The organism is Mesorhizobium sp. M5C.F.Cr.IN.023.01.1.1 (genome assembly GCF_003997585.1).
GTDB lineage: Bacteria > Pseudomonadota > Alphaproteobacteria > Rhizobiales > Rhizobiaceae > Mesorhizobium > Mesorhizobium wenxiniae.
The window spans coordinates 1-25,925 of record NZ_RZSU01000013.1 but is presented as its reverse complement, the minus strand read 5'-3'; the positions used below and the strand labels follow the sequence as shown (position 1 = coordinate 25,925).

Below are 25,925 nucleotides of genomic sequence, written 5' to 3'. Positions count from 1 at the left end.
CGATCACTATGGCTCAAACGTAGCGGAGCGGTTCTTGCTCTGGCCGCAGTGGCAGGCGGTTTTGCCTATGCACTGCGCGAGCAACCTTCTCTGGTCGACGTCGCTTTAGTGAGCGAGGGGCCAATGCGCGTGACGATCAAGGAGGAGGGTGTCACGCGTGTCCGTGACGTCTACACGGTGTCGACGGCCATGGCCGGTCACCTGGCGCGCTCGGTGCTGGAGGAAGGGGATAGTGTCAAGGCAAATGAAACCGTGGTGGCGTCGATCCATCCGCTCGACCCGCCGCTGATCGACAAGCGCACGGAGGCAGAGCTGCTGGCTGCTCGCGATGCCGCGCGATCAGCTGTGGGCATTGCGGAAATCGAACTGCAACGAAGCGAGACGGCGCTGAAGCTGGTGGAGGACGATCTCGAGCGTGCATTGAAACTCATCAAGCCGGGTGTCATCTCCGAGGCCGCGCTACAGCGGGCCAACAACGAGGTCGAGCTGCGAAGGGTTGCGGTCGAGGCGGCGAAGGCCACGATCGGCTTCCGCAGGGCTGAACTCGCAAGCGCCGAGGCCCGCCTTCTGCAGCCCGATCCGCTCGATCCGACTGCCGGCAGCTGCTGCGTCAATCTGCTCGCCCCGGTCGACGGAACCGTCCTCGCGGTATTTGCCAAGAGCGAGCAGGCTGTTGTGCCGGGCATGAAGATCGCTGAGATCGGTGATACGGGCGCACTGGAGATCACCGTCGACCTGCTGTCGGCGGATGCGGTGCGCATCTCAACGGGAACGAAGGCCGTCATCTCGGATTGGGGAGGCGATCAACCGTTGAACGCGATCGTCCGGCGCGTCGATCCGGCCGGATTCACCAAGGTATCGGCACTCGGCATCGAGGAACAACGCGTTAACGCGGTGATCGATCTCGATAAACCGGAACGCCGGCTGGGCCACGGGTACCGCGTCTTCGCCGAGATGACGATATGGGAGTGCGGTGAGTGCCTGCAGGTGCCGATCAGTGCTTTGTTTCGAAATGGAAGCCAGTGGAATGTCTTTGTGGTCCGGGATGGCCGGCTAGAACAGGCTGAACTTCAGGTTGGCCATATGAACGATGAAGTCGCTGAGATCCTCAAGGGAGGAGTCGCGGTAGGCGACAGGATTGTCGTCCATCCCGCCGACACGCTCACCGAAGGAACCTTGGTCGAGCAGCGCAACTAGCTATACCCGAGCCGTTCGGCCTTTGATGCGTGTCAACGCCGACAATGCGGCGTCGGACGTAGCTTCTTCTACACCGCGGAAGGAGAAGCAGGCATGTGGCTACGCAACCTCAGCACACGCGAATGCACCCAGGTGTTGGACGCTAATCGCCTGGCCCATCTGGCATGTTCGAATGGGGGGCATCCATACATTACCCCGATCTACTACGCCCATGCCGACAATGCGCTTTACGCATTCTCGATGCCTGGCAAGAAGATCGAATGGATGCGGACCAATCCGCTGGTTTCAGTGTTGATCGAAGAGCACAAGAAGGGTCGCGAATGGAAGAGCGTCATTGTCGATGGACGCTATGAGGAATTGCTTGATAGGGAGGGCTGCGAGCGGCAACGGGATCACGCCTGGGCGTTGCTGAGCAAGCATGCGGATTGGTGGGAGCCAGGTGCCTTGAGGATCGTGGCGCCACCGCTGTCAGACCATTCTCCCCATGTCTTCTTCCGAATTCGCATGGAAGAGCTTACGGGACGAGAGGCGAGAGAGTGATCGGTCGCTTCCGGCAGCGCATCCAAGGTCGGCTGAAACGGCCAGCGCACCGGCCGCTTCATGCCGCAGATCAGGGGTGTTACCGCGCCATCAGGACTGGCAGTGCGGGGTTTTCCAGTATCGATCTGGTGACACCGCCGAGGATGCGCTCGCGGAACCTCGAATGACCGTAGGCCCCCATCACCACAAGTTCGGCGGCGGTATCGACTGCGTGTCGGCCAAGCACCGAGGCGACGGTTTTGCCTTCGCTCGGGAGTCGGTCGACGGAGACCTTCGCTCCGTGGCGTGCGAGATATGTGGCGATGTCTGCTCCAGGCTCAGCGCCGTGCCCACTCTCCCTCTCGGCTGGATCAACCAGGACGATGCGCACCTCCTGCGCACCGGCGAGAATTTCCAGGGACTCGCGCACGGCCCTTGCCGCTTCGACGCGAGAATCCCATGCAACCATGACCCGTGCTGGCTTCAGCGTTGGCCGCGAGCCTCTCGGGATCAGAAGCAATGGTCTGCCGGATGAGAAGAGAGCGCCTTCGATCACCTTGTCTTTAAGTGTTTCGCGCCCGAGCATTTCCGGTCCGATCACGGTCAGATCGGAATAGCGCGCGCGACGTCCGACGGCTTCGTCGGCCCAGGCAATCTCCTGATATTCGCTGGAAAGGTCGCTCGAGATCGCGCTCTCCGCGAGGAACCTGGAAGCGGCAGCCGTGCGCTCCTGCAGTTTCTTCATATCCTGTTGGCGTTCCTCCAGCCAGACGTCGGAGACCATCGCAGCATATTCACCGACCGGCGGAGGCGCCGCTAGACCAAGGACGAGGACCGAAAGGTGCGCGTGAAGCTGATCACAGAGATCGGCAGCAATCCGGAGGTCCCTATCGCCGAGCTCCGGGTCGGTGACGGACAGTAATGTCTTGAATGCCATTTGAGCAGCTCCATTTCGCCGGTTGCGATGACCAACCATCGCCTGAGCAGCATCTCTGCGGTGAACGGCATCTTCATTGCGCCAGATCAACATTCGAAGTTGCAGCGGCGAGCAATTGTTGATTACGATCAAGTGGTCCCATCGCCAGGCAGTCGAATGCCTGCGACGATCGCCGAATGTCAACGGCAAGAGTTGCCTGCCGACTGACGCAGCGGTGCGCCGGGGACCGCATTCTGAAAGGCGGGGCTCTGGCACCACGCCTTGCGATTGCGATCTCTCCAAGTGGGCCACCGGAGACTTTAAGTCAGCGCGAGTTCGACCTTGGAAATGCCGGGCTGATGCGGATCATACACCACCGAGAAACCGAACTCGCGACACATCCTCATCATCGCGTCGTTCTCATTGAGGACGACGCCCTCGATGCGGCCAATCCCTTCGGCTCGCGCGTAATCGACAATGTGCTGGAGCAACTTCCAACCGAGTCCATAACCTTGCAGGTCTGTGCGGACGAGCAGTGCATATTCCGCGACTGTCCGATCTGGAACGCCCGACAGCCGACCAACAGCGGCGAGCGCTCCGGTCTTCTTGTCCAATGCGACAAATGCCATGTCGCGGTCGTAGTCGAGCTGCGTCAATCGCTTTAGCATCTGATCCGGGAAGTTCTTGCGCGGCGCCAGAAACCGCAGCCGGATGTCATCCGGCGATATGCGCGCCAGGAACTCGGGATAAAGCTCGATGTCGCTTGGTTTAATCGGCCGGATGTGAACGTCGACGCAGTCAGTTGAAACGTCTTTTGCCCATTCGGCCGGGTAGGGTCTGATCACTAGTGTAGGATTGGGCCCGTGTTGTTCGACCGCGGAAGGGTCGATCTCGATGCGAGCATCAAGCGCGATCGCTCCGCCGGCATCCGCAAGCAGCGGGTTGATGTCCATCGATACGATCGCCGGGAAGTCGACGATCATCTGGGACACGGCGTTAAGCGCCGCGGCAATGGCTTTGCGGTCCACCGGCGGATGGTCGCGAAAGCCGGCAAGGAGCCGCCCGATGCGAGTCCGTTCGATCAGGTCGCCGGCGAGCACGTCGTCGAGCGGCGGGAGAGCGCCGGCTGTATCGTCAATGACCTCGACCGCGACGCCGCCGGCACCGAACAGGATCACAGGGCCGAAGATCGGATCGCGATTCATGCCGAGAATCAGTTCCTGCGCTTGCCTGCGTACGACCATCGGCTGAACGGCATAACCCTCGACCACTGCGCCCGGGGCTTTCTCGCGCGCTCGGCGCGCAATAGCGTTTGCTGCTTCTTCGGCCGCCTTTGGCGTCGTGATGTTCAGCTCGACACCTCCGATGTCTGACTTGTGGGAGATCCCTTTCGACAGAAGCTTTACGGCAATGGCGCCCGATTTCATGAGCAGGCGCCTGGCGGCCACAGCCACGTCCCGCATGGTCAGCGCGACCACTGTCTCGGGAACGGCTATGCCATAGGCTGCGATTGCTGCCTTGGCCTCCGGCTCGGTCAACAGACGGCGGCTATCCTTTGCTGCCTGGCGAAAGATTGCGCGAACGGCCTCGCTGTCGCCGCTGACGTCCTCGCTTCTTTGCGATGGAACACGGGTCAGCGCCTTCTGTGCCCGGGACCAGTCGCTAAGGTAGGACAAGGCGATAGCCGCGTCAGACGGCGTCTCGAAACTCGCGACTCCTGCTTCGTGCAGAATGCGACGGCCGTCGCGCGCGGTGCGTTCGCCGAGCCAACAGGTGAGGACCGGCTTGCCGTTGATTTTTCCGCTGCTGGTTAGGCCCGCCACTGCCTTTGCTACTTCAGTAGCCGAGGCCAACGCCGTTGGGCAATTCAGCACCAACACTGCGTCGGTTCCCTGATCCATGGCGACCGCTCCGATGGCCGAGCGGTAACGGTCAGCTGGCGCGTCGCCGATAATGTCGACCGGATTGGAATGGGACCAGGTTGGCGGGAGCGAGGCATTCAGCTTTTCGATCGTTGCCGCCGAGAATGCGGCCAGTTCGCCTTTGCATTCGATAACCTGATCTACTGCAAGGACCCCGGCGCCGCCGCCATTCGTGACGATGCCGAGGCGGGCGCGATCCAAGGGAGCAAATCGCGCGGTGATCTCAACGGCGTCGAATAGCTCCGCAAGCCCGTTGACGCGAAGAATACCGGCGCGCTGCAGCGCTGCTTCAACCACGCGGGCTGGGCTCGATAGCGCGCCCGTGTGGGTCGCCGCCGCCTTGGCGCCCTCCTTCTGCCGGCCCGCCTTGATGACGATGACGGGCTTGATGCGAGCTGCTGCGCGCGCCGCCGACATGAACTTGCGCGCATTGGGGATGGTTTCCAGATACATCACGACTGCCTGGGTCTTGCCGTCCCCGGCGAGCAGGTCAAGCCAGTCGCCGACGTCGACGTCGGCCATGTCGCCCAGCGATACGATATGCGAGAAGCCGACATTGTTGTCTGCTGCCCAGTCGATCAGCGATGTCGCGATGGCGCCGGACTGCGAGAGTAGTGCAATGTTCCCCGCCTTCGCCGCTAAGTGAGCAAACCCTGCATTGAGCTTCAATGGCGGGATCATGAGCCCCAGCGAGTTGGGTCCGATGATCCGAAACAAGGTCGGTTTCGCGGCATCAAGCATCGCCTGTCTGAGCCCGTTCTCGAGCGTCATTCCGGCGGTGATGACCACGGCGGCGCGGGTACCCTTCTCGCTGAGTTCGGTAATCACTCTAGGGACCGCGGCCGGCGGCGTCGCGATCACTGCAAGATCCGGCGCGCCAGGCAATTCGTAGGCGTTACGATAGCAACGGCGGCCTGCGAGCTCTCGGTACTTCCGGTTGACCGGCCAGACCGCGCCCTCGAAGCCGGCAGCGATGATGTTGTCCAGCACCACGTGGCCGACCGACCCCAGTCGCGCCGAGGCGCCGACGACGGCAAGCGACTTCGGCCGGACCGCGTGCTCCAAGTTCCTGATGGTCAATCCGCTTCTCCGCGTTCGCTGCAACTAGACCAGGGCGGTGAACTCGAGCGTTGCGCTGGATCAACGCCAACACTGCATTCCGCGGCTAGCTATGCGCTCAAATGGCTGAGAGGCGAATAGGAAAGCTCCGATGCAGTACTATTTCAGCAAGGTCGTGGACATGGCGTTCGATGATGCCGTCGTCCATGTCACTAAGGCACTTGCGGCCAAGGGCTTTGGCCTGCTGACGACCATCGACGTCCGCACAACCATGCGGAATAAGCTCGGTGTCGATTTCAAGCCGTACACGATCCTCGGTGCTTGCAACCCCCATTTGGCATGGAGAGCCCTGCAGGCCGAAGACAAGATAGGCACTATGCTGCCTTGCAACGTTATCGTCCGTCAGAGCGAGCCTGGCAGGGTCGAAATCGCCGCAGTCGACCCCATCGCCTCCATGGCAGCAGTCGAAAACCCGGCCCTCGCAGGCGTAGCGGCAGAGGTTCGGCGACTGCTTCATGAGGTAGTCAGCGGACTATGACAACGCCACTCGCCCAAGCCGACGAAATGCGCGTCTTGAACGAGCCACTGCTTCGTCGTGCGTTGCTTGGCCTCGCGCTGGTCGGGTTGGCAGTCGGACTAGGCGTCTGGCGGTTCGGCCACGGTGAAGTAGAGCCGCGTCTCATCTGGGCAGCCGCGACGATTCCTGTGGTGACGGTGCTCGCCCTTTCCATCATCCGCGACTTCTGGATAGGTCGCTTGGGAGTCGACGCAATAGCCCTCATTTCGATGTCAGCTGCTCTTGTCCTCGGCGAAGCACTCGCTGCGATTGTGGTGGCCATCATGTATGCGGGGGGCACGGTTCTCGAAGACTTTGCTCGAGGGCGCGCCGAACGCAATCTGACCGCATTGGCCGACCGTTCGCCGCGCGTCGCGCATCGCTCAGGCGGCGACAGGCTCGACACGGTTCCCGTCGAACAGATCGCGGTCGGAGACGCACTTCTGGTTCGCGCCGGCGAGCTCATTCCCGTGGACGGTTTGCTGACCGATCCACTTGCGCTCATCGATGAGTCGACGGTGACAGGCGAGCCCTTGCCAGAGCGACGGCGCGAGGGCGACGTGCTTCGCAGTGGAACGGTTAATGCCGGCGAGGCCTTCAGCATGCGCGCCACAGCGGCCGCCGCACAAAGCACCTACGCGACGATCGTTCGCATGGTCGCCGCAGCGCAGACAGCCAAAGCGCCATTTATTAGAGTAGCCGATCGCTTCGCAATCTTCATGTTACCGGCAACACTGATGATAGCCGGGCTGGCCTGGTACTCGTCAGGCGATCCGATCCGGGCGCTTGCCGTTCTGGTCGTCGTAACCCCCTGTCCGCTGATCCTTGCTGCCCCAGTGGCCTTCATCGGCGGGATATCCCGTGCGGCCCGGGCTGGTGTCATAATGAAAGGAAGTGCAGCGCTTGAGGCGTTGGCGAACGTTCGCATCGCAGTCTTCGACAAGACCGGCACGCTGACCCTCGGTGGGGCGGAACTGATCGACATCGACATTGCGCCCGGCCGAAATGCGGACGAATTGTTGAGGCTGCTCGCTTCGCTCGAGCAGGCGTCGCATCACGTTATAGGTGATTCGATCATCCGGCTCGCCCGTGAGAAAGGTCTCAGTCTTTCCCATCCCGAAAACGTTCGCGAGGTTCGCGGCTCAGGTTTGCAAGGCATCGTCGATGGGACGCCTGTCCGCGCTGGATCCCGATCTCTTGTCGTTGGTGACCAACAGCTTCCTGGATGGTCCGCAGGTGGGGAGGCCCGCTACAGCGGTCAGCCTGTGCTGCGCGTATTCGTTGCTGCTGACGGCCGGCTTGCGGGCGTATTCACGTTCGGCGATTCGCTGAGGGGCGACGCTCGAGAAATGATACGGAGCCTTCGCTCGGCTGGTGTGTCACATCTCGTCATGCTGACGGGCGACGATACTGGTACTGCCGCACGCGTGGCGTCAGCTCTTGGGATAGACTGCGTCATTGCTGATGCAAGCCCTGCCGATAAGGTTGCTGCGGTGGAGGCGGAGAAGCGGCACGGGACGACCATGATGGTCGGAGACGGCATCAATGACGCGCCGGCCTTGGCGACGGCGACCGTCGGCGTAGCGTTGGGTGCCCGGGGGGCTACGGCCTCCTCCGAGGCGGCAGACGTCATTGTGTTGCCCAACCGTCTTCGTCCGGTGGCCGATGCGGTTTCTATTGCGCAGCGGACACGGGCAATCGCCATGCAGAGTATTGTGGCGGGATTGGTGCTGTCCGGAGGGGGGATGATCGCCGCAGCATTCGGCTTCATCACGCCGGTGGCCGGCGCGCTGCTGCAGGAGCTTATCGACGTCGCGGTGATCCTGAACGCCCTTCGCACGCTGCATGATAAGGGCTTTGAGTACTAAGATGAACGAGAGACGGGCTGTCTGCGGCAAACGTGGCGGCGTGAATCGGCTGGTGGTTTCTCGACCGGCAGAGGCCGCCAAATGCGGCTCCTGCGGCAGCAAGTTGTTCGCGAGTCACCCCGAAGATGTCGATGCCGCGACTTTCGACCGCTTTATCGGCCGCAGCTCGTTGCCCGTGCTCGTCGATGTCTGGGCGCCTTGGTGCGGCCCGTGCAGAATGATGGCGCCCGCCTATGAAGCCGCTTCGCGAGAGCTTGAACCGAATGTGCAACTGATCAAGCTCAATTCGGACGCCGAGCAACAAATCGCTGCAAGACTCGGGATACGCAGTATTCCGACAATGATCCTGTTTCACGGCGGCAAGGAGATTGCACGCGCCTCGGGCGCGATGAGCACAAGACAGATCGTTGCCTGGGTTCGCGAACGGCTGCCTTCCGTTGCCGCCTGAAAGCAGGCAGCCCTGATGGACACTCTCATCGCGAGGCTCGGACTGGCACTTGCAATCGGTCTCCTCGTAGGGCTTGAGCGCGGCTGGCGCGAGCGCGACGCGGCGGAGGGTAGCCGCACAGCCGGGATCCGCACCTACGGTATCTCGGGGCTGCTCGGCGGCACTTCGGCGGCATTGGCGGACACGCTCGACGGGGTGTCCGTGCTGGTCGCCAGCTTTCTCGGCTTCGCCGCTGTTTTTGCATGGTTCAAGGCACGTGAGGCATCTCATGATGATGACTTTAGCGTCACAGGCGTCTTTGCCGGCCTTGGCGTCTTCCTGTTGGGCGCCTTGGCGGTTACCGGAGACGTCTATGCCGCCGCAGCCGGAGGCACTGCCCTTGCCGCGGTTCTTGCCAGTCGTGAGGTCCTGCATGGACTGCTGAGGCGGCTGACTTGGATCGAGCTTCGATCGGCAATGATCCTGGCGGTGATGACGGCCGTCATCTTGCCGATCCTGCCGAACCGAACCATCGATCCCTGGGATGGACTCAATCCGTGGGAGGTCTGGTTCTTCACCGTCCTCACCGCGGCCATCTCCTATTTCGGCTACATCGCCGTACGGGTGTTTGGCGCGACGCAGGGTCTGGTCATCAGCACAGTGACCGGCGCTCTGATTTCTTCTACTGCTGTGACTATCGCTCTGGGCCGCGCCGCGAAGACAGATCATCCGGTGCGCTTGGCAGGCGCCGCCTCGCTGGCGGCTATGGTGTCGATCATGCGTGTCTGCCTGATCGTCGCCATCATTGAGGTTCAGGTGTTGGGCGCCATTGGCCTGGCAGCGTTCGCAGCCGCTGCCGGTTTTGGAGCTAGCGGCGTTCTGCTTCTGGCGCGTGGCACCGACAGCGCTCCAATCGCGCCGGCCGCGCGCAATCCCTTCGACCTTGGGCCATTGCTTCTTTTCGCGCTGCTCTTTGCGGTTGTCGCGACAGCAAACGCAGCTTTGGCCGGATATGTCGGGGCAAGAGGCCTGCTGGCGACAGCGGCGATTTCCGGAGCAGTCGATGTCGACGTGGCCGTCCTGAGCACGCTGCGCCTGGTTGGAACAGCTGCCTCCGTGGCGACTGCTGGCGAAGCTGCGCTAGCCGCGATTGTTGTAAACGCGCTACTGCGACTTGCGCTCGCTGCGGTGGCAGGCCCTGTTCGCTTCTGGCTTCCACTGGCGGTCGCGACCCTGACTGCTGGCGGCCTCGGTGCTTCGGCCTACCTTTCCCTCACTCGTTTCTGACCGCGCCACCGTTGATGCCGATCAAAGGCGGTTGTGATCCCTGCGGCTACACCAGCCGAAGAAAGGGAAACGCCATGACCGAAACCAAGAATCTGACACCGAACTTTCGTAGCGTGCGGCTGCTGCTTGCACGTGAAAAGGGCCATCCGGAAGGTGAACGTGACGAAGGCTACGACCTGCTCGTCCCGCTCGACAAGGACGGTCGTCTCGACGCGCGCGCGTGGAAAGCACACCAAGCCGCCTGCCGGGTGCGGCGCTTCAGCGGTATCGAGGACGCGCGCATTGGGCGTTTGCGGCGCAAGCCGGGCGGACGATGGTACTTCGACTACGTGGAAGGCGAACGGGACGACGAAATCGGATTTCGCCTGGGCGAGGAGCGCTTCGTCACTGGTGAGTACGTTTCGATCGGGCGGGAGGGCGCTATGCACACCTATCAGGTGGCTCGCGTCGAGAAGCCGTGATGCCACGCCACATCTTGGTGATCGTCGGGCATCCCGATCCCAGCCCCGATCGTCTTTGCCGCGCCCTAGCCAATGCATACGCCGAGGGAGCATCGCGAAACGGGCATACGGTCCGTCGGATCGACCTTACGACGCTCGATTATCCCTGGCTGCGCACGATGGAGGAGTTCGAACACGGAGTCCTTCCTGACAGCCTCAAGGAGACGGCTGAGGCCGTGCGTTGGGCTGAGCACCTTGTGTTTGTATTTCCGCTGTGGCTCGGCACGTTGCCGGCCATGCTCAAGGCTTTCCTCGAACACGTCATGCGGCCAGGGGTTGCCTTCGAGTATTCGGATAAGGCCGGTGCATTCACCAAGACGCTGCTCGACGGGCGGTCTGCCCGAATTGTCGTCACCATGGGCATGCCGGCCTTTTTCTACCGATTCTGGTATTTCGGTCATGGCACCGCCGCGATGCGCCGGAACATTCTCAATTTCGTGGGGATCAAGCCCGTGCGGGAGACGTTTTTCGGATCAGTCGCAAGCGCTGGGAATGCGAAGCATGCAAGATGGGTCGGTCGGATGCGCAAGCTCGGTGAGCGAGCATCCTGATCACGCGCATAGGTTACTTACGGGACGAGCACCGCCGCTCCGCTAAGCTTTCCACTGCGAAGATCTGCCAACGCGTCGTTGGCGTTCACGAGCGGGTAGGTCTTCGTATGTGTGCGCACGCCGGCCAACCGCGCAATCGGAAAGAACTCCTCGGCATCGCGGCGGGTCAGATTGGCGACCGAGACGAGTTCGCGTTCCTCCCATAGAAGCCGGTACGGGATCGCCGGAATGTCGCTCATGTAGATGCCGCCGCATACTACACGGCCGCCCTTGCGGACCGCGCGAAGCGCGGCCGGCACAAGTTCGCCAACCGGTGCGAAGATGATTGCGGCGTCGAGAGGTTCGCCGGGCTGCTCATCCGAGCCGCCTGCCCACACTGCCCCGAGCGAGCGCGCGAAATCCTGAGCCGTGCGGTCGCCCGTCCGTGTGAAGGCGAAGACCTGTCGCCCTTGCCAGCGGGCGACCTGCGTAATGATGTGCGCCGCCGCGCCGAAACCGTAGATGCCGATCCGCTTGCCGTCGCCAGCCCTTTTCAGCGAACGCCAGCCGATCAGGCCCGCGCAGAGCAGGGGTGCCAACGATACTGGATCGGCCTCGAGATCGAGATCGAAAGCATAGGCGGCGTCCGCCACCGTATGAGTCGCGAAGCCGCCGTCGCGCGTATAGCCTGTGAAGAGCGGCTGATCGCACAGATTCTCCGCTGCACTCACGCAATAACAGCAGGATCCGCATGTGTGGCCGAGCCATGCCACGCCGACCCTCCGGCCAATCCGCGACCTGTCTACTCCTTCGCCAACGGCCTCCACCATGCCGACGATCTCATGGCCAGGGATAAGGGGCAGTTTGGGATTGGCCAGATCGCCGTCGACCACGTGGAGGTCAGTGCGGCATACGGCACACGCTTCGATGCGCAAACGCAGTTCGCCAGCACCTAGGGTAGGCTGTAAGTAGTCGACCAGTTGCAGGCGCTGCCCAACTCGCACGAGGACCATCGCCTTCATCGCGCTTGAACCTCGCTATAAAGAGCGTGCATCACCGAGTATGCCTTGTCCCCAGTGAGGGTAATCCGGTCTTGGACCAAGATGATCCGAGCTTCGCACAATCGGCCAACCGTCGTGATTTTGAACTTGCGTACCAGCCTTGCGCGGTCAAATCCTTGACGCTGCTCAAAAGCCCGGGCAGTGCTGTCAGCCTGCCGATTATCTGCTAGGTTGTTCTGAGAATAAACATCTTGAGGGGTGGCCGGCGGTTAGCTGTTCGGTCAGTTTGTGCTGGGTACGACGATGGCTGAACAAGCCACAATCGACCGCTTTGGCCGATTCCTGAACGGCGTTGCCCACAGTCGGTTTGAGGGCAATGCGGGATACCTGCTGGCTACCGTCAGCGTCGCTGCTGCTTTTGTCGTGCGATTGTCGCTTCAGGGCTGGCTAGACGATCGGGCGGTTTTCACCTTTTTCACGCCTGCAATCCTGATCGCGTCCGTCGCCGGCGGTATTAGACCCGGACTCGTGTCATTGGCATTGACGTTGCCAGCCGTGCTCTATCTTCGGAGCTTGGCTCCTCCCCAGAATGCCCTAGATCTGGCAGTTTTCGCGATCGTTGGAGTGGCAATCGCTGGCGGCGGGGAACTGCTGCATCGCGGATGGCATTCGATCAAAACGATTAAGCGCACGCTCGACGAGCGGGAAGCCCATCTCCGATCCATTCTGGACACCGTGCTGGATGCAACAGTCGTCATCGAGCAAGACGGGAAGATCGTGTCCTTCAACTCCGCCGCCGTAAGGCAGTTCGGATATCAGGAGGTCGAAGTCATCGGCCAGAATGTGCGAATGCTAATGCCTGAACCCTACCATACCGAGCATGACGGCTACATTCAAAAGTATCTCCTCACGGGCGAGAAGCGCATCATCGGCGTCGACCGGGTAGTCGTCGGGCGGCGGAAGGACGGATCTACGTTTCCGATGAAACTTGCCGTTGGGGAAATGAAGTCGGGCGATCGACGGTACTTCACCGGCTTCATCAGGGATCTCACGGAACGTGAGGAATCAGCTGCGCGGCTCCAGGAAATCCAGGGTGAGCTTGCCCGCCTGGCTCGCTTAAATGAACTCGGAGAAATGGCTTCGACGCTCGCGCATGAGCTCAACCAGCCCCTGTCGGCAATCGCAAACTACGCGCAGGGCTGTCTGACAGATGAGGCAACGGATCCCGACACCCGCATGGCTCTTGAGGAAATTTCCAAACAATCACTTCGCGCAGGCCAGATCATTCGTCATTTGCGTGAATTTGTAACGCGGGGCGATACCGAAAAGACCCCGGAGGATATTCGCAAGCTCGTTGAGGAAGCAGGGGCGCTGGCGCTCGTGGGTTCGCGAGAAAGAGGTGTGCGGTCTGTATTTGACTTCGCGCCGGGGGCAGTATTCGTCTTGGCGGATAGAGTGCAAATCCAACAGGTCCTGATGAACCTCATGCGAAATGCGATGGAGGCCATGCGCGAGAGCGAGACGCGGCTGCTCACGGTTCGAACGTCGCCGACGCCGAATGACATGGTCCTGGTCGAGGTCTCGGATACAGGTCCCGGTATCTCCGGCGAAATCGCGTCACAGCTTTTCCAGCCCTTCGTCACCACCAAATCAGGCGGCATGGGGATCGGCCTCTCAATCTCGAAAAGAATAGTCGAAGCGCATGGCGGCTCTATAGAGGTCCGCCGTAATTCGCACGGTGGCGCCACATTCAGCTTCACCGTGCCTGCTTACGAAGAAGACGTTGCCCATGCAGATCGGTGACTACATAGTTCACATCGTCGATGATGAAGAGGCTGTGCGGAATTCGCTGGCATTTTTGCTAACTAAGTCAGGCTTCAGCGTTCGCGTGCACGATTCCGCCACTGCTTTTCTCTCAGCAGCGCCTTCCATCAGGAACGGCTGCCTGGTCACCGATCTGCGCATGCCCGATATGAGTGGCGTCGAGCTGTTGAAACGAATACGCGAGCTGCCGGTTCGAATTCCATCCATCGTGATCACCGGCCACGGGGATGTGCCTATGGCCGTGGAAGCCATGAGAGCCGGCGCGCTCGACTTCATCGAAAAGCCCTTTGAGAAGACCGTCCTTATCGAATCGATCAAGAACGCCGCATCCGAGCTCTCCAAGACTGCCGCCGGCGTGGACGTCTCAGTGATCAACGCGCGATTGGGTTTGCTGAGCGAAAGAGAGCGGGAGGTGATGACGGGTGTTGTCGCCGGCCTCCCTAACAAGACCATTGCCTACGACCTGAACATCAGTCCCAAGACCGTCGAAGTCCATCGAGGCAACGTGATGGCCAAGATGGAGGCCCGGAACTTGCCTGAGCTCGTTCGTATGGCGCTCACGGCGGGTATCGGCCCTCGATAGCTGCAAGATCTCGCGAAGGTTATAGTGGCCAGACCGTGAGGCTGGCTGACGATCATGTGGAGCGGGAGGGCTCGCCGCGCTGACGCCGCCAGCAGGACTAAGGGAAGTCCCTTAGGGCGGTGATCCAATTTCTTGCACGGCGACTTTGCGCGATGGATCTCTCATCAGCTTTCGGGAGAGATCGAGATGATCACGCACACGATGAGAGAGATTGCTTCACACGAAATCCGCGAACCGCTTTTCCCGGCAGTGATGGGACAGCCCATCCCATTCTATCCGTCAGGCGCCGAGATCTATGCCGAGGGGGAGGAGGCGGGAAATCTCTTTCAGGTCCAGTTCGGTTGTGTGCGCGTCTACAGATTGATGGCCGATGGCCGCCGACAGATTTCCGCTTTCTACTTGTCTGGTGAGGTCTTCGGCTTCGAGGCCGAGCCAATGCATCAGTTTTTTGCCGAGGCAATCGGAGGCACCGGCGTCCGCAAGATCCGGCTGACGTCGGAGATCGCCGCGTCACCCAAGTTCCTCCCCCTGGCGCTTCTAACTATGTCGCGCGCTCAGCAACATCTCCTTGTTCTGGGGCGACAGAATGCGGCCGAACGCGTCGCTGCATTCCTCCTGGATATAGCTGAACGGCAGGGTGGCCTGGACCATGTCGACCTCCCGATGTCGCGCGGTGACATCGCCGACTATCTGGGGCTGACAATCGAAACGGTGTCGCGCATTTTCACCAAATTCAGGCAAATGGGCTTCATCGGTCTCGAAGGTTCACGCGAAGTTGAGCTGATGAACCGCCAAGCTCTCCGCGACATGAGCGAGTAGTCGCGCTCTCGCTACGCGCTATCTTCGCGAGGCCATCCTCGAGGTTGGCTCTTCAGAGGCGTCGCGCGCGCTGGAGCTTGTCATGAACTGGATGGAGCTCACGATGTGGATACGGACGCTCACGCCAGCAGAGTGCACAGCGGTACTTTCCGCAGGTCACACCGAGCATCTTGCCTGTACCCAAGCCGGGCGGCCTTATGTCGTTCCGATCTACTATGCGTACGCCGACAGCGCGCTTTATGCTTTCTCTATTCCTGGAAAAAAGATCGAGTGGATGCGTGCCAATCCACTCGTATCGGTGCTTGTCCAAAGCCGGGCACGAGGACGCGAGTGGAAAAGCGTGATCGTGGACGGACGCTATGAGGAGCTGCCTGACCGGATCGGGCACAAGCGGCAGCGAGACCATGCCTGGTCTTTGCTAGGCAAGTACTCCAATTGGTGGGAGCCGGGCGCCTTGAAGCCGGTTACACCACCCGCGACCAATGAGGCCCTACACATCTTCTTCCGCATTGCCATCGAAGAGGTTTCTGGACGGGAAGCGAAGGAATAGGCGCGACGCTGCTTGAGAAGGGAAGCCAACAGCAAACGGCGGCCATGGTTCGCTGACGGGATCTCCTCTTTCATTCCGCAGCACCAATTTGAGAATTGAATGGAGTAAGTGCCATGCATGACGTTCAGGACGGTAGTGCCGACCCGCTTTCTCCGGTCGAGATCGGTCTCATCGATCGCTATTGGCGCGCTGCGAACTACGTCTCGGTGGGCCAGATCTACCTCCTCGACAATCCGCTGCTGAGCCAGCCAGTTCGCGCGGAGCATGTGAAGCCACGGCTTCTTGGGCATTGGGGTACGACGCCTGGATTGAACTTCATCTACGCGCACCTGAACCGGATCATCCGCGCCCGCAACGTCGATATCCTCTACATCTGCGGACCGGGGCATGGCGGGCCGGCAATGGTGGCGAACACTTATCTCGAGGGCACCTACAGCGAAATCTATCCAGAGATCGGTTGCAACACAGACGGCCTACGCAGGCTCTTCCGCCAGTTCTCCTTCCCCGGCGGAGTGCCGAGCCACGCTGCGCCGGAGACCCCCGGCTCGATTCACGAAGGCGGCGAACTCGGCTATGCCCTGGTCCATGCGTACGGCGCCGCCTTCGACAATCCCGAGCTCATCGTTGCGTGCGTCGTTGGCGATGGCGAGGCCGAGACCGGACCACTTGCAGCAGCCTGGCACTCCAACAAATTCCTGAATCCGGCGCGCGACGGGGCCGTCCTGCCGATCCTCCATCTGAACGGCTACAAAATCGCCAATCCGACGATCCTTGGCCGCATGAGCGACGAAGAGCTGAGGAGCCTGTTCGCGGGCTATGGCTATGAGCCGCTTTTCGTCGAGGGAAGTGATCCGACCATCATGCACCAGCTCATGGCGGCGACTTTAGACAAGGCCTTTGACAGCATCCGCAACATCCAGGCGCGGGCCCGCGCACCGCAGTGGGCTGGCGGGCCGTCGCGCTGGCCTATGATTGTGCTACGCAGCCCTAAAGGTTGGACAGGGCCGAAGGAGGTGGACGGCAAGAAGGTCGAAGATTTCTGGCGTTCGCATCAAGTGCCCGTTGCAAACGCGCGCGAGGACGATGCCCATCGTCGCATACTTGAAGACTGGATGCGAAGTTATGGGCCGGAGAAGCTGTTCGACGCAGACGGTCGGCTGATGCCGGAACTGGCTGCATTGGCGCCAACCGGCGCGCGCCGCATGGGAGCCAACCCGCACGCCAACGGCGGTCTCTTGCGCCGCGAGCTCACACTGCCCGACTGGAAGGCTTTCGCGGTCGAGGTTCGGCTACCCGGCGGAGCAAAAGCCGAGGCGACCCGGATCATGGGGTGCTATCTGCGCGACGTCATGAGCCTCAACGCAGAGGCGAAGAATTTCCGGATAGTTGGTCCGGACGAGACGACGTCAAATCGGCTCGATGCTGTCCTCGAGGTCACCGATCGCGTGTGGATGGAGCGGATTGAGTCATTTGACGTGGGGCTATCGCGCGATGGCCGCGTCATGGAGGTGCTGAGCGAGCATCTATGCCAAGGTTGGCTGGAGGGATACCTGCTGACCGGCCGCCACGGCCTGTTCTCCTGCTACGAGGCCTTTATTCACATCGTCGACTCAATGGTCAATCAGCACGCCAAATGGCTCAAGACGTCTGGTGAGCTCGCATGGCGCAAGCCAATTTCGTCGCTTAACTACCTGCTCACTTCCCATGTCTGGCGCCAGGACCATAACGGCTTCAGTCACCAGGATCCGGGCTTTGCCGACTTCGTCGCCAACAAAAAGGCCGACACGGTACGTCTTTATTTTCCGCCGGACGCCAATACGCTGCTCTGGGTGACCGATCACTGCCTGAGAACCTACAATCGCATCAACGTAATTACGGCCGGCAAGCAACCGGCACCGCAATGGCTGACGGCGGAAGCGGCGGACGCACATTGCCGCGCTGGCGCTGGCATTTGGAACTGGGCGTGCACTTGCCCGCAAGACCAGGAGCCTGACGTCGTGATGGCCTGTGCCGGCGACGTGCCGACCTTGGAGACGCTTGCTGCTGTCGATCTTCTCAGGTCAGCCTTGCCCGACCTCAAGATACGTGTCGTCAATGTCGTCGACCTGATGACGTTGCAGTCGAACTCCGAGCACCCACACGGGCTTGCCGACGCAGCATTCGATGCGCTGTTTACTAAGAATCGGCCGGTCATATTCGCCTATCACGGCTATCCCTACCTCATTCACAGGCTCACCTATAAACGCGCCAATCACGATAACATGCATGTGCATGGCTTCCGAGAGGAGGGCACGACGACCACACCGTTTGACATGGTTGTGCTGAACCAACTCGACAGATTTAATCTGGCGCTCGCCGCGATCGCCCGCGTACCGGGACTTGCTGACCGGGCAGGTGGCCTCGTCGCCGATCTCAAGCGCAGGCTGGCGGAGCACAAGAGCTACATCCGTGAGCACGGTGACGACATGCCTGAGATCCGCAACTGGAACTGGTCTCAAGAGGATGCGGCTGGGGTCGGACACTGATGCCGGACATCGTTCTGGTCCTCAACGCTGGTTCGTCGAGCACCAAATTCGGGCTCTATGAAGTTGACCTGGGGTATCCGCAGCTGCTTTCACGCGGAATACTCGATCTGGGCGATAGGCGGCTGAGCGCCAAGGCGGCTGACGGATCGGTGCTGGTGGACCGCGAGCTGGTTGCTGACCAGCAGGACTATGCTGGTTTTGGCGCGTTGCTCGGCTGGCTGGATGAACGTGCCGGCGTAGGAGGATTGGTCGCAGTCGGTCACCGCATCGTCCACGGAGGTCGTTCGTTTGACGAGCCGGTGCTGCTCACCCAGTCGAATATCGAAACCGTCAGGGAGATTACGCCGCTAGCGCCGTTGCACCAGCCGCGGACCTTGGTCGGCGTCGACGCCATCGCAAGGCTTCGCCCTGGCTTACCGCAGATCGGCTGTTTTGACACAGCGTTCCACAAGTCGCTCGATGCGACGGTGAGCCGCATTGCACTGCCGCGCAACTACGAGGCCGAAGGGGTCCGCCGTTATGGCTTTCACGGACTGTCCTACGAATACATCGCGACGCGACTGCGCGATATCTCGCCGGAGCTTGCCCGCAAGCGAACCGTTGTTGCGCACCTTGGCAATGGAGCAAGTCTCTGCGCCATGCGCGACGGCAAGAGCGTCGACACGACCATGGGCTTCTCCGCGCTCGACGGCTTGGTGATGGGAACGCGTCCGGGCGGCACCGATCCCGGGGTCCTGCTCTATCTGCTGATGCAGAAAAACATGAGCCCCGCCGAACTCGAGGATCTTCTCTATCACAAGTCGGGCCTGCTCGGCGTGTCAGGCGTCTCTGCAGAAATGCGCGCGCTGATCACTGATACCGGCGACGCGGCGCGCGAGGCTGTTGAGCTCTTCGTGTTTCGCGCCGCGCGCGAGACTGCCGCGCTTGCCAATACGCTAGAGGGCCTTGAATGCCTCGTTTTCACGGCTGGCATCGGCGAACACTCGGCGCCGGTGCGGTCGGCCATTTGCGACAAGCTACGGTGGCTCGGCGTCGAACTGGATGCCGCGGCCAACCAAATTCACGCGGATGTCGTCAGCAGCAAGGATAGCGCTGTAGAAGTGCGGGTGATCCCCACCGACGAGGAGATGGTCATCGCTCGGCACATCCTTGCGGTAAAGCGCTTTACAATGGCTTCGATCTAACAGGCGTCTTCTTTCGCTAAGGTGTTCCGCTTGGCGAGACACCGGTTGCGAACTTTAGCAACTGCGCGTTGGAGTGCTAGTGAACCTTGTAAGCACTAACCGTGCCAACTACATCTACGAGTACTTCCAAACCGCAAAATGTCGCCGGCACCAGGGCAGCCTCATTTTTCGTGGGGACCTGAACATTCAGCGCCAAGTCGCCTGTTCGTGGATTCCGGCAAATCCCAACCGCCTCCACGCCGCCTTTATGGCTGAAACGCTGCTCAAACGCTTTTTGTCGCTACAGCCTCTTCCATCGAATGTTTTGTGCCAGGCATTTTGCGGAGCTTTCGTTCAGTGCAGCTGTCAAGATTGTGCTGTGCCTAAGGCTAGTATGAAGGTCGCACGGCGTCATTTACCTGGATCAAGGTCGGAGGGACTTCACGAACCCTCACAACTGCCGGGCGTCCGGGCCGGCTCAATCCTGTGCTGGAACCTTATCGCTTAAACTGATTGCCCCTAGCTGCTATGTTGACTCGGAGCCATGTCGGTCGCGGCTACGCCGCTTAGGGGCATCCACAGACAAGTCACCTGGCCATTGTCGCCCGTATGAGTTCTGCTCAGGCGGGGGGTTCACAACGTTGAAAGGGATTGGCCGCCAATGGGGTTCCCGGAATCCTAGAGTGCTTGGAAAGTCTAACTCTTAGTAATGTCCTATGCGCTGAGACGATTTAAGTTGTTAATTTAAAACAGCTATTTTTGCCAGGGTGATTACGAATCTGGAGGGCAGGATTTCGAATCTCTTCGGGCGCGTTAAATGCGGGGCCATCATGCCCAGTCACACGGCAAGCTTCCGGGTTGGTTCATCCTTTTTCGCTGCCCGAGGTCCTCCGCTCCCTCGGCCAATCGCCGGAGGGCGATTTTGCAGGCGCCGGTGTGGATCTCGCGCCCCACCGACACCCGGAAACCGGATTGCCGCTGTAGATTTTGGAGCAGGCTCTTCGATTGCGCGGCGCGCATGACGGCGATGCACAACCAAAGACAATCACACGAGCCACTTGCAAATTTGGACATGTCGGCGCCGCCTCTTATAGTGTGGCGCATTTGATCAGGCAGTCGAGGACTGGTCAGTTGATGTCCGCTTTCAGCAATGGCCAAATGTATCGCAATGACCCCGACTGTAGGCGCTTTGATGACAGGCAGCCCTGGGGACGGCAGCGGAACGGCGGCTTTAGGTACGGAAATTTAGAAAGAGCGCACAGTCCGATCGGCGCGGAAAGCCGAAGATTGCGGAATCCACAACGCTGCGCCTGTCGATGCCGGTATTTGGGGCAGCTGGAAACTGCCGCTGCGTGCGAACAACTTTGACCTAGAACAATTCGTCGTTCGCGGTTGCAGGGTATTATTCACTTAAGGATGGTGCTTGGCACCGCGCATGTAGGAGGGTTGGCTTGTGGATCGGTACGCTATCCGATCAGGATTGGAGCCTTTCATGATGCATCTGTCGGAATTGGGCGGATCGTGGTGGCTGGCTATCTCTCTGGCGATGCTGATGGCGGCCTCCGCGATCGTCTACGGGGGCCATTCCAATGCAGTCGCGGGCCAGGGCGCTCACTACGCAACCGAACATATCCATGGAAGCTCTGTGGCGCCAGAACATGGCCGCCACAAGACCTGCGACATTGGCCACGCGCACGATCAAGGAACAAGTTGTGCGTCCGCTTCGGGCTGCTCAATCTGCGTTCCCGTCGACATTCAGGTAGTCGAAATCGCATCCAAAGCCCAGCCAACCGCGACTGCACCGCTCGTCATTTCCTCTCCCGGTGACGTAACGACCAAGCCACGCCCTCCCAAGCTCCTCATCATCGCCTGAGCGCGTGCGCTTCCACGCTCGCGCTTGCCGCCGACGAGCCGGCTTCGAGCCACGAAGATGGAGAGCTTTCACATGCAACAGATATCCCGTCGCAAGGTCCTGGCGTCCGCGGCGGCCATAGGCGCAACGAGCGTTTTTCTGCCGCTGGTGATCCCGCGCACAGCGCGAGCGGCCGCTTATAAGGTCATTCGTGCCGACACCCGGATCATCGACGTCGGCGGCCGAGCTGCCAAGGTGCTCGGCCTTGTCCAGCCAGACGGCACGCACGGCTTGGTCACCTCCGCTGGAGACCGCTTCCAAGTCCGCATGGAAAACGCGCTCGACGCACCGACCTTGATCCATTGGCACGGCCTGACGCCGCCGTTCGGGCAGGACGGCGTGCCGGACCTACCGCAGCCGCTGCTGCAGCCGAGGCAGAGCTACGATTACAGCTTCCTGATCGCGACGCCGGGCACTCACTGGATGCACGCGCACACGCTGCAGGAGCAGCAACTGCTTGCCGCGCCGCTGATCGTAACCGACGCCGCTGAAGCGGACGTGGACGAACACCCGGTCGTGGTGCTGTTCCACGACTTCAGCTTCAAAACGCCGCAGGAGCTGCTTGCCGGACTGACAGGCGCGGCTAGTGCCGCGACGAGTCATTCGATGTCGGGTCATTCGATGCCGGGCATGAATATGTCCGCGACGGGCATGGCCGACGACGGCCAAGGCATGTCGATGCCCATGGACGTCAATGACATCGAGTACGACGCCTACCTGGCGAATGACCGCACACTCGACGATCCGCAGGCGTTCCCGGTCGAACGGAACGGCAACGTCCGGCTGCGCCTCATCAACGGAGCGACCGCGACCGCATTCTGGATCGACACCGGATTGGTCGAAGGAGAGGCAATTGCGGTCGACGGGAACCCCGTCGTCCCGGTCCGCGGCCGCCGCTTCCCACTCGCCATGGGCCAGCGCATCGACATCAGGCTGCGCATTCCCGATGAAGCGGGAGCCTGGCCGGTCCTGGCACTGCGCGAGGGCAGCGTCGAGCGGACAGGGTTCGTTCTGGCGACCAAGGGCGGCGCGGTGAAGCGTGTCGCGCCTGCTGGTGAACAAGCTGCGCCGGCGCTCGACCTCGCATTCGAGGTTGGTCTCGCAGCCGTCAAGCCTTTGGCGGAAATGCCAGCGGCTCTTCAGCAGCCGGTGGTGCTCGGCGGATCGATGCAGGGCTATTCCTGGACCCTCAATGGCAAGACATGGGGCGACCATCGGCCGATCTCGGTGCGCAACGGGCAGCGCATCGAACTCACCATGCGCAACGCCAGCATGATGGGACATCCCATGCATCTGCATGGCCATCATTTCCAGGTGGTGGCCATTGACGGCCAGCGCTTTGCCGGAGCAGTGCGCGACACAGTATGGGTGCCGCCAATGCGCGAAGTGACGGTGGCATTCGATGCCGCGAACCCCGGAACCTGGGCCTTCCATTGCCACCACCTCTACCACATGGCGACCGGCATGATGACCGTCGTTGATTACGCGGCCTGAAGGGGGAGTATAGACCATGAGAAACAATCGCAGAGCAATGCGGCAGTCGCGGCGATCGCCGAGGATCGTGCGCGCCTCGGCCGCCGGGTGAAGGCGGCCGGCGATGAAACTACCAACCAACAGGAGAAGACAGCCATGAGTACCCTGTACAGAAGCATGGCGATGGCGGCGATGCTGGTTCTGACCGTCCCCGCTCTCGCAAATGAAGCCCATCACACCACCGAAGGCGCATCGGAAACACCTCCTGCAGCCACATCGGAGCAGCCGAAGGGCGCAGACGCAGGCCCGGCAACGGGTTCGATGATGATGGGCGGACCGACACCGAACAACATGATGTCGAACGGCATGATGCCCGACGGCATGATGAAAATGATGATGGACATGATGGCGGGCGGCGGCGGTCCGATGGGACAGATGATGTCGCCGGAGCACGTCGAGGGCCGCATCGCCTTCCTCGCGACCGAACTCAAGCTGACCGAGGCGCAGCAGCCTTTATGGGAGGCCGTAGCGGAGGCGCTGCGAGCGAATGCCCGTGCCGCAAAGGCAATGATGGCCGGAATGCCCGCCGCCATGATGATGTCGATGAATTCCGCAGACGGCACGCCGGTCGAAAGGATCGAGCTTCACGAGAAAATGCTGTCGGCGAGGCTGGAAGGGCTCCGCCGCCTCAAAGCGGCGCTGGAGCCTTTCTACGCGTCGCTAAACGACACGCAGAAAGCGCTGGCGGACAAGCTGCTCATGCCAGCCCCGATGTGCATGACGTGACGAGAGCGGTGGCCAAGTCCCGCCAGCCTCCGGACCAGGGAGGATATTGCCATGCGAATACTGATTGCCTCAGTCACGAGCACCCTCACGATGGTTGCGGCTGCGCAGGCGCAAGACGTTCAGCAGGGGTACCAGCTCGCGCTCGAGGTCTGCGCGTCCTGCCACGCTGTCGTCGCCGGCCAGCTTCAGTCACCCGTCCCCGAGGCGCCCAGCTTCGAGGAGATTGCCGCGACCCCGGGAATGACCGCAGCAGCGCTCAACTTCTGGCTTACCGCTCACGACCATCCCACCATGCCGAGAATAAAGCTCTCGCAGGACGAGGTGCGAGACGTGTCGGCCTATGTCTTGGGCTTGAAGGAATAGAGGCTTTCGAACCGGAAATCGCCAGAGATCGAGAGGTTCTGAAACCAGGAGGAAAGGTGTCATGTCGAGATCATTCGCAGTGGCTGTGCTGGCCGCCTCATCGGCCGCGACGATTGCCGGGATCTCCCTTGCCGAGACGAGGCCTGTGATCGGCATGATGGGTGGCGGCTGTCTGATGATGGAAATGCTGATGGGCCAGGCAGTGACCGGAAGCCAGAGCGCGATGGGTGCCATGGCCGTCCATCCAGGGGCTGGAATAGGAGCCGTGGTCGAAGGCCGCCTTGCTTTCCTGAAGAACGAGTTGGGCATCACCAGCGACCAGTTGGGCGTCTGGAACGCCTATGCAGGGGCCGTCAAGGGCCGGGTGGACGTCCTGCAGAACGCGCGCGAGAGCGTGACGGAGAGAATGCAACAAGGCAGCGCGACCGACCGGATGGATGCCCGAATAGAGGGCTTGGAAGCCATTGTCGAAGCCATGAAGGCCGTGAAGCCAGCGACCGAGAAGCTGTACGCTGCTCTGAACGACAAGCAGAAGAAGACGGCGGATGAGCTTATCGGCGTCGACTGCGGGGCAATGTGACCGAGGCGGTGAGTTCATGGCGATTGGCAGTATGGTGAACGCGAGGCGAAGCGCCGATGTGGAAGAGCTGCTGCAGCTGCAGTGGGAGAGCTTCGACTATTTTCTGAATGAGGTGAACCCTACTAACGGCCTCATCCTCGATAAGACTGCCGCCGACTGGCCGTCGAGCATCGCTGCGACGGGTTTGGCTCTCGCCTGCTACCCAGTCGCCGTCGAGCGCGGATTCATGGCCAGGCATGATGCTGTCGCACGAACCCTGGCTACGCTCCGCTTCTTCTGGACAGCCCCCCAGGGACCGGAGCCCGATGCTACCGGGTACCGCGGCTTCTATTATCATTTCCTCGACATGCAGACGGGGCGGCGCGCCTGGCAATGCGAGCTGTCGACGATCGACAGCGCCCTCCTGCTGGCCGGCGCGCTGGCGGCGGCCGCGTATTTCGAGAAGGAAGCAGCCGACGAGAGGGAAATCCGCACGCTCGCCGACGCACTCTATCGTCGTGTAGACTGGCAGTGGGCGCAGAACTTGGGTGAGACAGTGACCCACGGTTGGACTCCCGAGGCGGACTTCATCAAATACCGCTGGGAGGGCTACGACGAGGCGCTGCTCCTTTACATTCTGGGACTTGGCTCGCCGACATACCCGCTTCCGGAAAGCAGCTACGCGGCCTGGACGTCCACCTATCGCTGGGAGAGCTGCTACGGCTACGAGTACCTATACGCCGGACCGCTTTTCACACACCAGCTTTCACATGTGTGGATCGATTTTCGCGGAATTCAGGACACCTTCATGCGCAAGAAGGGCATCGATTACTTCGAGAACAGTCGCCGGGCAACCTACCTCCAGCAATGCTATGCGACCATGAACCCGCGCAAGTTCGAGGGTTATCGGGAGTGTTGCTGGGGCATCACCGCAAGCGAGGGGCCTGGTCCGGCGACTCTCAAGCTGAACGGCATCCAGCGCGAGTTCTACGACTATGTCGGACGTGGCGTGCCCTACGGACCGGATGACGGCACGCTCGCGCCTTGGGCGGTCGTTGCTTCGGTGCCGTTCGCACCCGATATCGTGCTGCAGGCGATCAGTTTCTGCATCCACCAGGCGAAACTGAAGCAGTTCAACAGATACGGCTTCAAGGCCGCCTTTAATCCCACTCATCCAGGCGAGCCCGGCAATCCTTATAGCTGTTGGGTGTCGCCCTGGCACTTCGGCATCAACCAGGGCCCCATAGTGTTGATGATCGAGAACCATCTGAGCGGCCTGATTTGGCGCTTGATGCGTGGTTGTCCCTACATCGTGGCCGGATTGCGCCGCGCCGGGTTCGCCGGCGGTTGGCTGGGCTGAAGTTGAATCTGGAGCTAGCAGGCAATGGTGGAAGATCGAGCAAACGGCGATAGAGTTTCCGGCAATCTTGATGCTGCCAACTCGCCGGAACTGTCACCTCACGGCAAGGCACGGAAAAATGACGCAAAAGATCACGCTTGAGGTCCGCGGGCTCATCGCAATGCTCGATTGCCTCGCCGTGGAGAAGCGGCTGAAGGCTATCCCTGGCGTCGTTGGCGTTGTCATG

General features: G+C 61.0%; 23 protein-coding genes. 20 read left to right on the top strand and 3 right to left on the bottom strand.

Annotation, left to right across the window (positions count from 1 at the left end):
• The first annotated feature begins 48 nt into the window (after positions 1-48).
• Positions 49-1,197, top strand: a complete 1,149-nt coding sequence (locus tag EOA78_RS07825) for an HlyD family efflux transporter periplasmic adaptor subunit (protein WP_245477424.1) — start codon at positions 49-51, stop codon at positions 1,195-1,197.
• Positions 1,198-1,290: 93 nt separating this feature from the next.
• Entirely contained in the window at positions 1,291-1,737 is a 447-nt protein-coding gene (locus tag EOA78_RS07820; RefSeq protein WP_127314623.1) for a pyridoxamine 5'-phosphate oxidase family protein, read from the top strand.
• 79 nt (positions 1,738-1,816) lie between these two features.
• Here the strand turns inward: EOA78_RS07820 and EOA78_RS07815 are convergent, their stop codons facing one another.
• On the bottom strand, positions 1,817-2,653 hold the full coding sequence (locus tag EOA78_RS07815; protein WP_127314622.1) for a universal stress protein: 837 nt from the start codon (positions 2,651-2,653) through the stop codon (positions 1,817-1,819).
• 299 nt (positions 2,654-2,952) lie between these two features.
• Positions 2,953-5,634, bottom strand: coding sequence for a bifunctional acetate--CoA ligase family protein/GNAT family N-acetyltransferase (locus EOA78_RS07810; protein WP_127314621.1), 2,682 nt, complete (start codon positions 5,632-5,634; stop codon positions 2,953-2,955).
• A gap of 130 nt (positions 5,635-5,764) precedes the next feature.
• Between EOA78_RS07810 and EOA78_RS07805 the strand changes: the two genes are divergently transcribed.
• The 6 genes from EOA78_RS07805 (at position 5,765) to EOA78_RS07780 (ending at position 10,802) form a co-directional block, all read left to right on the top strand.
• Complete coding sequence (locus EOA78_RS07805) at positions 5,765-6,151, top strand: DUF302 domain-containing protein (RefSeq protein ID WP_127314620.1); 387 nt, start codon at positions 5,765-5,767, stop codon at positions 6,149-6,151.
• Positions 6,148-8,037 carry a heavy metal translocating P-type ATPase gene (locus tag EOA78_RS07800; RefSeq protein ID WP_287383519.1) on the top strand — a complete coding sequence of 630 codons (1,890 nt, stop codon included), beginning with the start codon at positions 6,148-6,150 and terminating at the stop codon, positions 8,035-8,037. Before EOA78_RS07805 ends, EOA78_RS07800 begins: the two co-directional genes overlap by 4 nt.
• A gap of 1 nt (position 8,038) precedes the next feature.
• A complete protein-coding gene (trxC, locus tag EOA78_RS07795; RefSeq protein WP_127314619.1) occupies positions 8,039-8,485 on the top strand; it encodes a thioredoxin TrxC in 447 nt (148 codons plus the stop codon).
• 15 nt (positions 8,486-8,500) lie between these two features.
• Positions 8,501-9,751, top strand: coding sequence for an MgtC/SapB family protein (locus EOA78_RS07790; protein WP_127314618.1), 1,251 nt, complete (start codon positions 8,501-8,503; stop codon positions 9,749-9,751).
• A gap of 74 nt (positions 9,752-9,825) precedes the next feature.
• Entirely contained in the window at positions 9,826-10,212 is a 387-nt protein-coding gene (locus EOA78_RS07785; protein WP_127314617.1) for a hypothetical protein, read from the top strand.
• Positions 10,212-10,802 (top strand): NAD(P)H-dependent oxidoreductase, encoded by a 591-nt coding sequence (locus EOA78_RS07780; protein ID WP_127314616.1) that lies wholly within the window; start codon positions 10,212-10,214, stop codon positions 10,800-10,802. Before EOA78_RS07785 ends, EOA78_RS07780 begins: the two co-directional genes overlap by 1 nt.
• 17 nt (positions 10,803-10,819) lie before the next feature.
• On the opposite strand, the gene EOA78_RS07775 is transcribed toward EOA78_RS07780, so the two are convergent.
• Positions 10,820-11,803, bottom strand: coding sequence for a zinc-dependent alcohol dehydrogenase family protein (locus EOA78_RS07775; RefSeq protein WP_127314615.1), 984 nt, complete (start codon positions 11,801-11,803; stop codon positions 10,820-10,822).
• Between the two features lie 282 nt (positions 11,804-12,085).
• On the opposite strand from EOA78_RS07775, the gene EOA78_RS07770 reads away from it, so the two are divergent.
• The 12 genes from EOA78_RS07770 (at position 12,086) to EOA78_RS07715 (ending at position 25,699) form a co-directional block, all read left to right on the top strand.
• Positions 12,086-13,585: a PAS domain-containing sensor histidine kinase gene (locus tag EOA78_RS07770; protein WP_127314614.1), complete on the top strand. Its 1,500-nt coding sequence runs from the start codon at positions 12,086-12,088 to the stop codon at positions 13,583-13,585.
• On the top strand, positions 13,578-14,189 hold the full coding sequence (gene fixJ, locus EOA78_RS07765; protein ID WP_164783672.1) for a response regulator FixJ: 612 nt from the start codon (positions 13,578-13,580) through the stop codon (positions 14,187-14,189). The genes EOA78_RS07770 and fixJ overlap by 8 nt, the downstream gene beginning before the upstream one ends.
• A 252-nt stretch (positions 14,190-14,441) precedes the next feature.
• A complete protein-coding gene (locus EOA78_RS07760; protein WP_245477430.1) occupies positions 14,442-15,008 on the top strand; it encodes a helix-turn-helix domain-containing protein in 567 nt (188 codons plus the stop codon).
• A gap of 103 nt (positions 15,009-15,111) precedes the next feature.
• Positions 15,112-15,558, top strand: a complete 447-nt coding sequence (locus EOA78_RS07755) for a pyridoxamine 5'-phosphate oxidase family protein (RefSeq protein ID WP_127314676.1) — start codon at positions 15,112-15,114, stop codon at positions 15,556-15,558.
• 113 nt (positions 15,559-15,671) lie between these two features.
• Entirely contained in the window at positions 15,672-18,083 is a 2,412-nt protein-coding gene (locus EOA78_RS07750; RefSeq protein ID WP_127314611.1) for a phosphoketolase family protein, read from the top strand.
• On the top strand, positions 18,083-19,267 hold the full coding sequence (locus tag EOA78_RS07745; RefSeq protein ID WP_127314610.1) for an acetate/propionate family kinase: 1,185 nt from the start codon (positions 18,083-18,085) through the stop codon (positions 19,265-19,267). Before EOA78_RS07750 ends, EOA78_RS07745 begins: the two co-directional genes overlap by 1 nt.
• A gap of 1,471 nt (positions 19,268-20,738) precedes the next feature.
• Positions 20,739-21,119, top strand: a complete 381-nt coding sequence (locus tag EOA78_RS07740; protein ID WP_127314609.1) for a hypothetical protein — start codon at positions 20,739-20,741, stop codon at positions 21,117-21,119.
• 72 nt (positions 21,120-21,191) lie between these two features.
• Positions 21,192-22,652 (top strand): multicopper oxidase family protein, encoded by a 1,461-nt coding sequence (locus EOA78_RS07735; protein ID WP_127314608.1) that lies wholly within the window; start codon positions 21,192-21,194, stop codon positions 22,650-22,652.
• Between the two features lie 135 nt (positions 22,653-22,787).
• Positions 22,788-23,417, top strand: coding sequence for a Spy/CpxP family protein refolding chaperone (locus EOA78_RS07730; protein ID WP_127314675.1), 630 nt, complete (start codon positions 22,788-22,790; stop codon positions 23,415-23,417).
• 51 nt (positions 23,418-23,468) lie between these two features.
• Positions 23,469-23,780, top strand: coding sequence for a c-type cytochrome (locus EOA78_RS07725; RefSeq protein WP_127314607.1), 312 nt, complete (start codon positions 23,469-23,471; stop codon positions 23,778-23,780).
• Between the two features lie 61 nt (positions 23,781-23,841).
• Positions 23,842-24,360 (top strand): Spy/CpxP family protein refolding chaperone, encoded by a 519-nt coding sequence (locus EOA78_RS07720; RefSeq protein ID WP_127314606.1) that lies wholly within the window; start codon positions 23,842-23,844, stop codon positions 24,358-24,360.
• A 31-nt stretch (positions 24,361-24,391) separates the two neighbouring features.
• The gene (locus EOA78_RS07715; RefSeq protein WP_127314674.1) at positions 24,392-25,699 is read left to right on the top strand and encodes a glucoamylase family protein; all 1,308 of its coding nucleotides are present in this window, start codon (positions 24,392-24,394) and stop codon (positions 25,697-25,699) included.
• Positions 25,700-25,925: the final 226 nt, after the last annotated feature.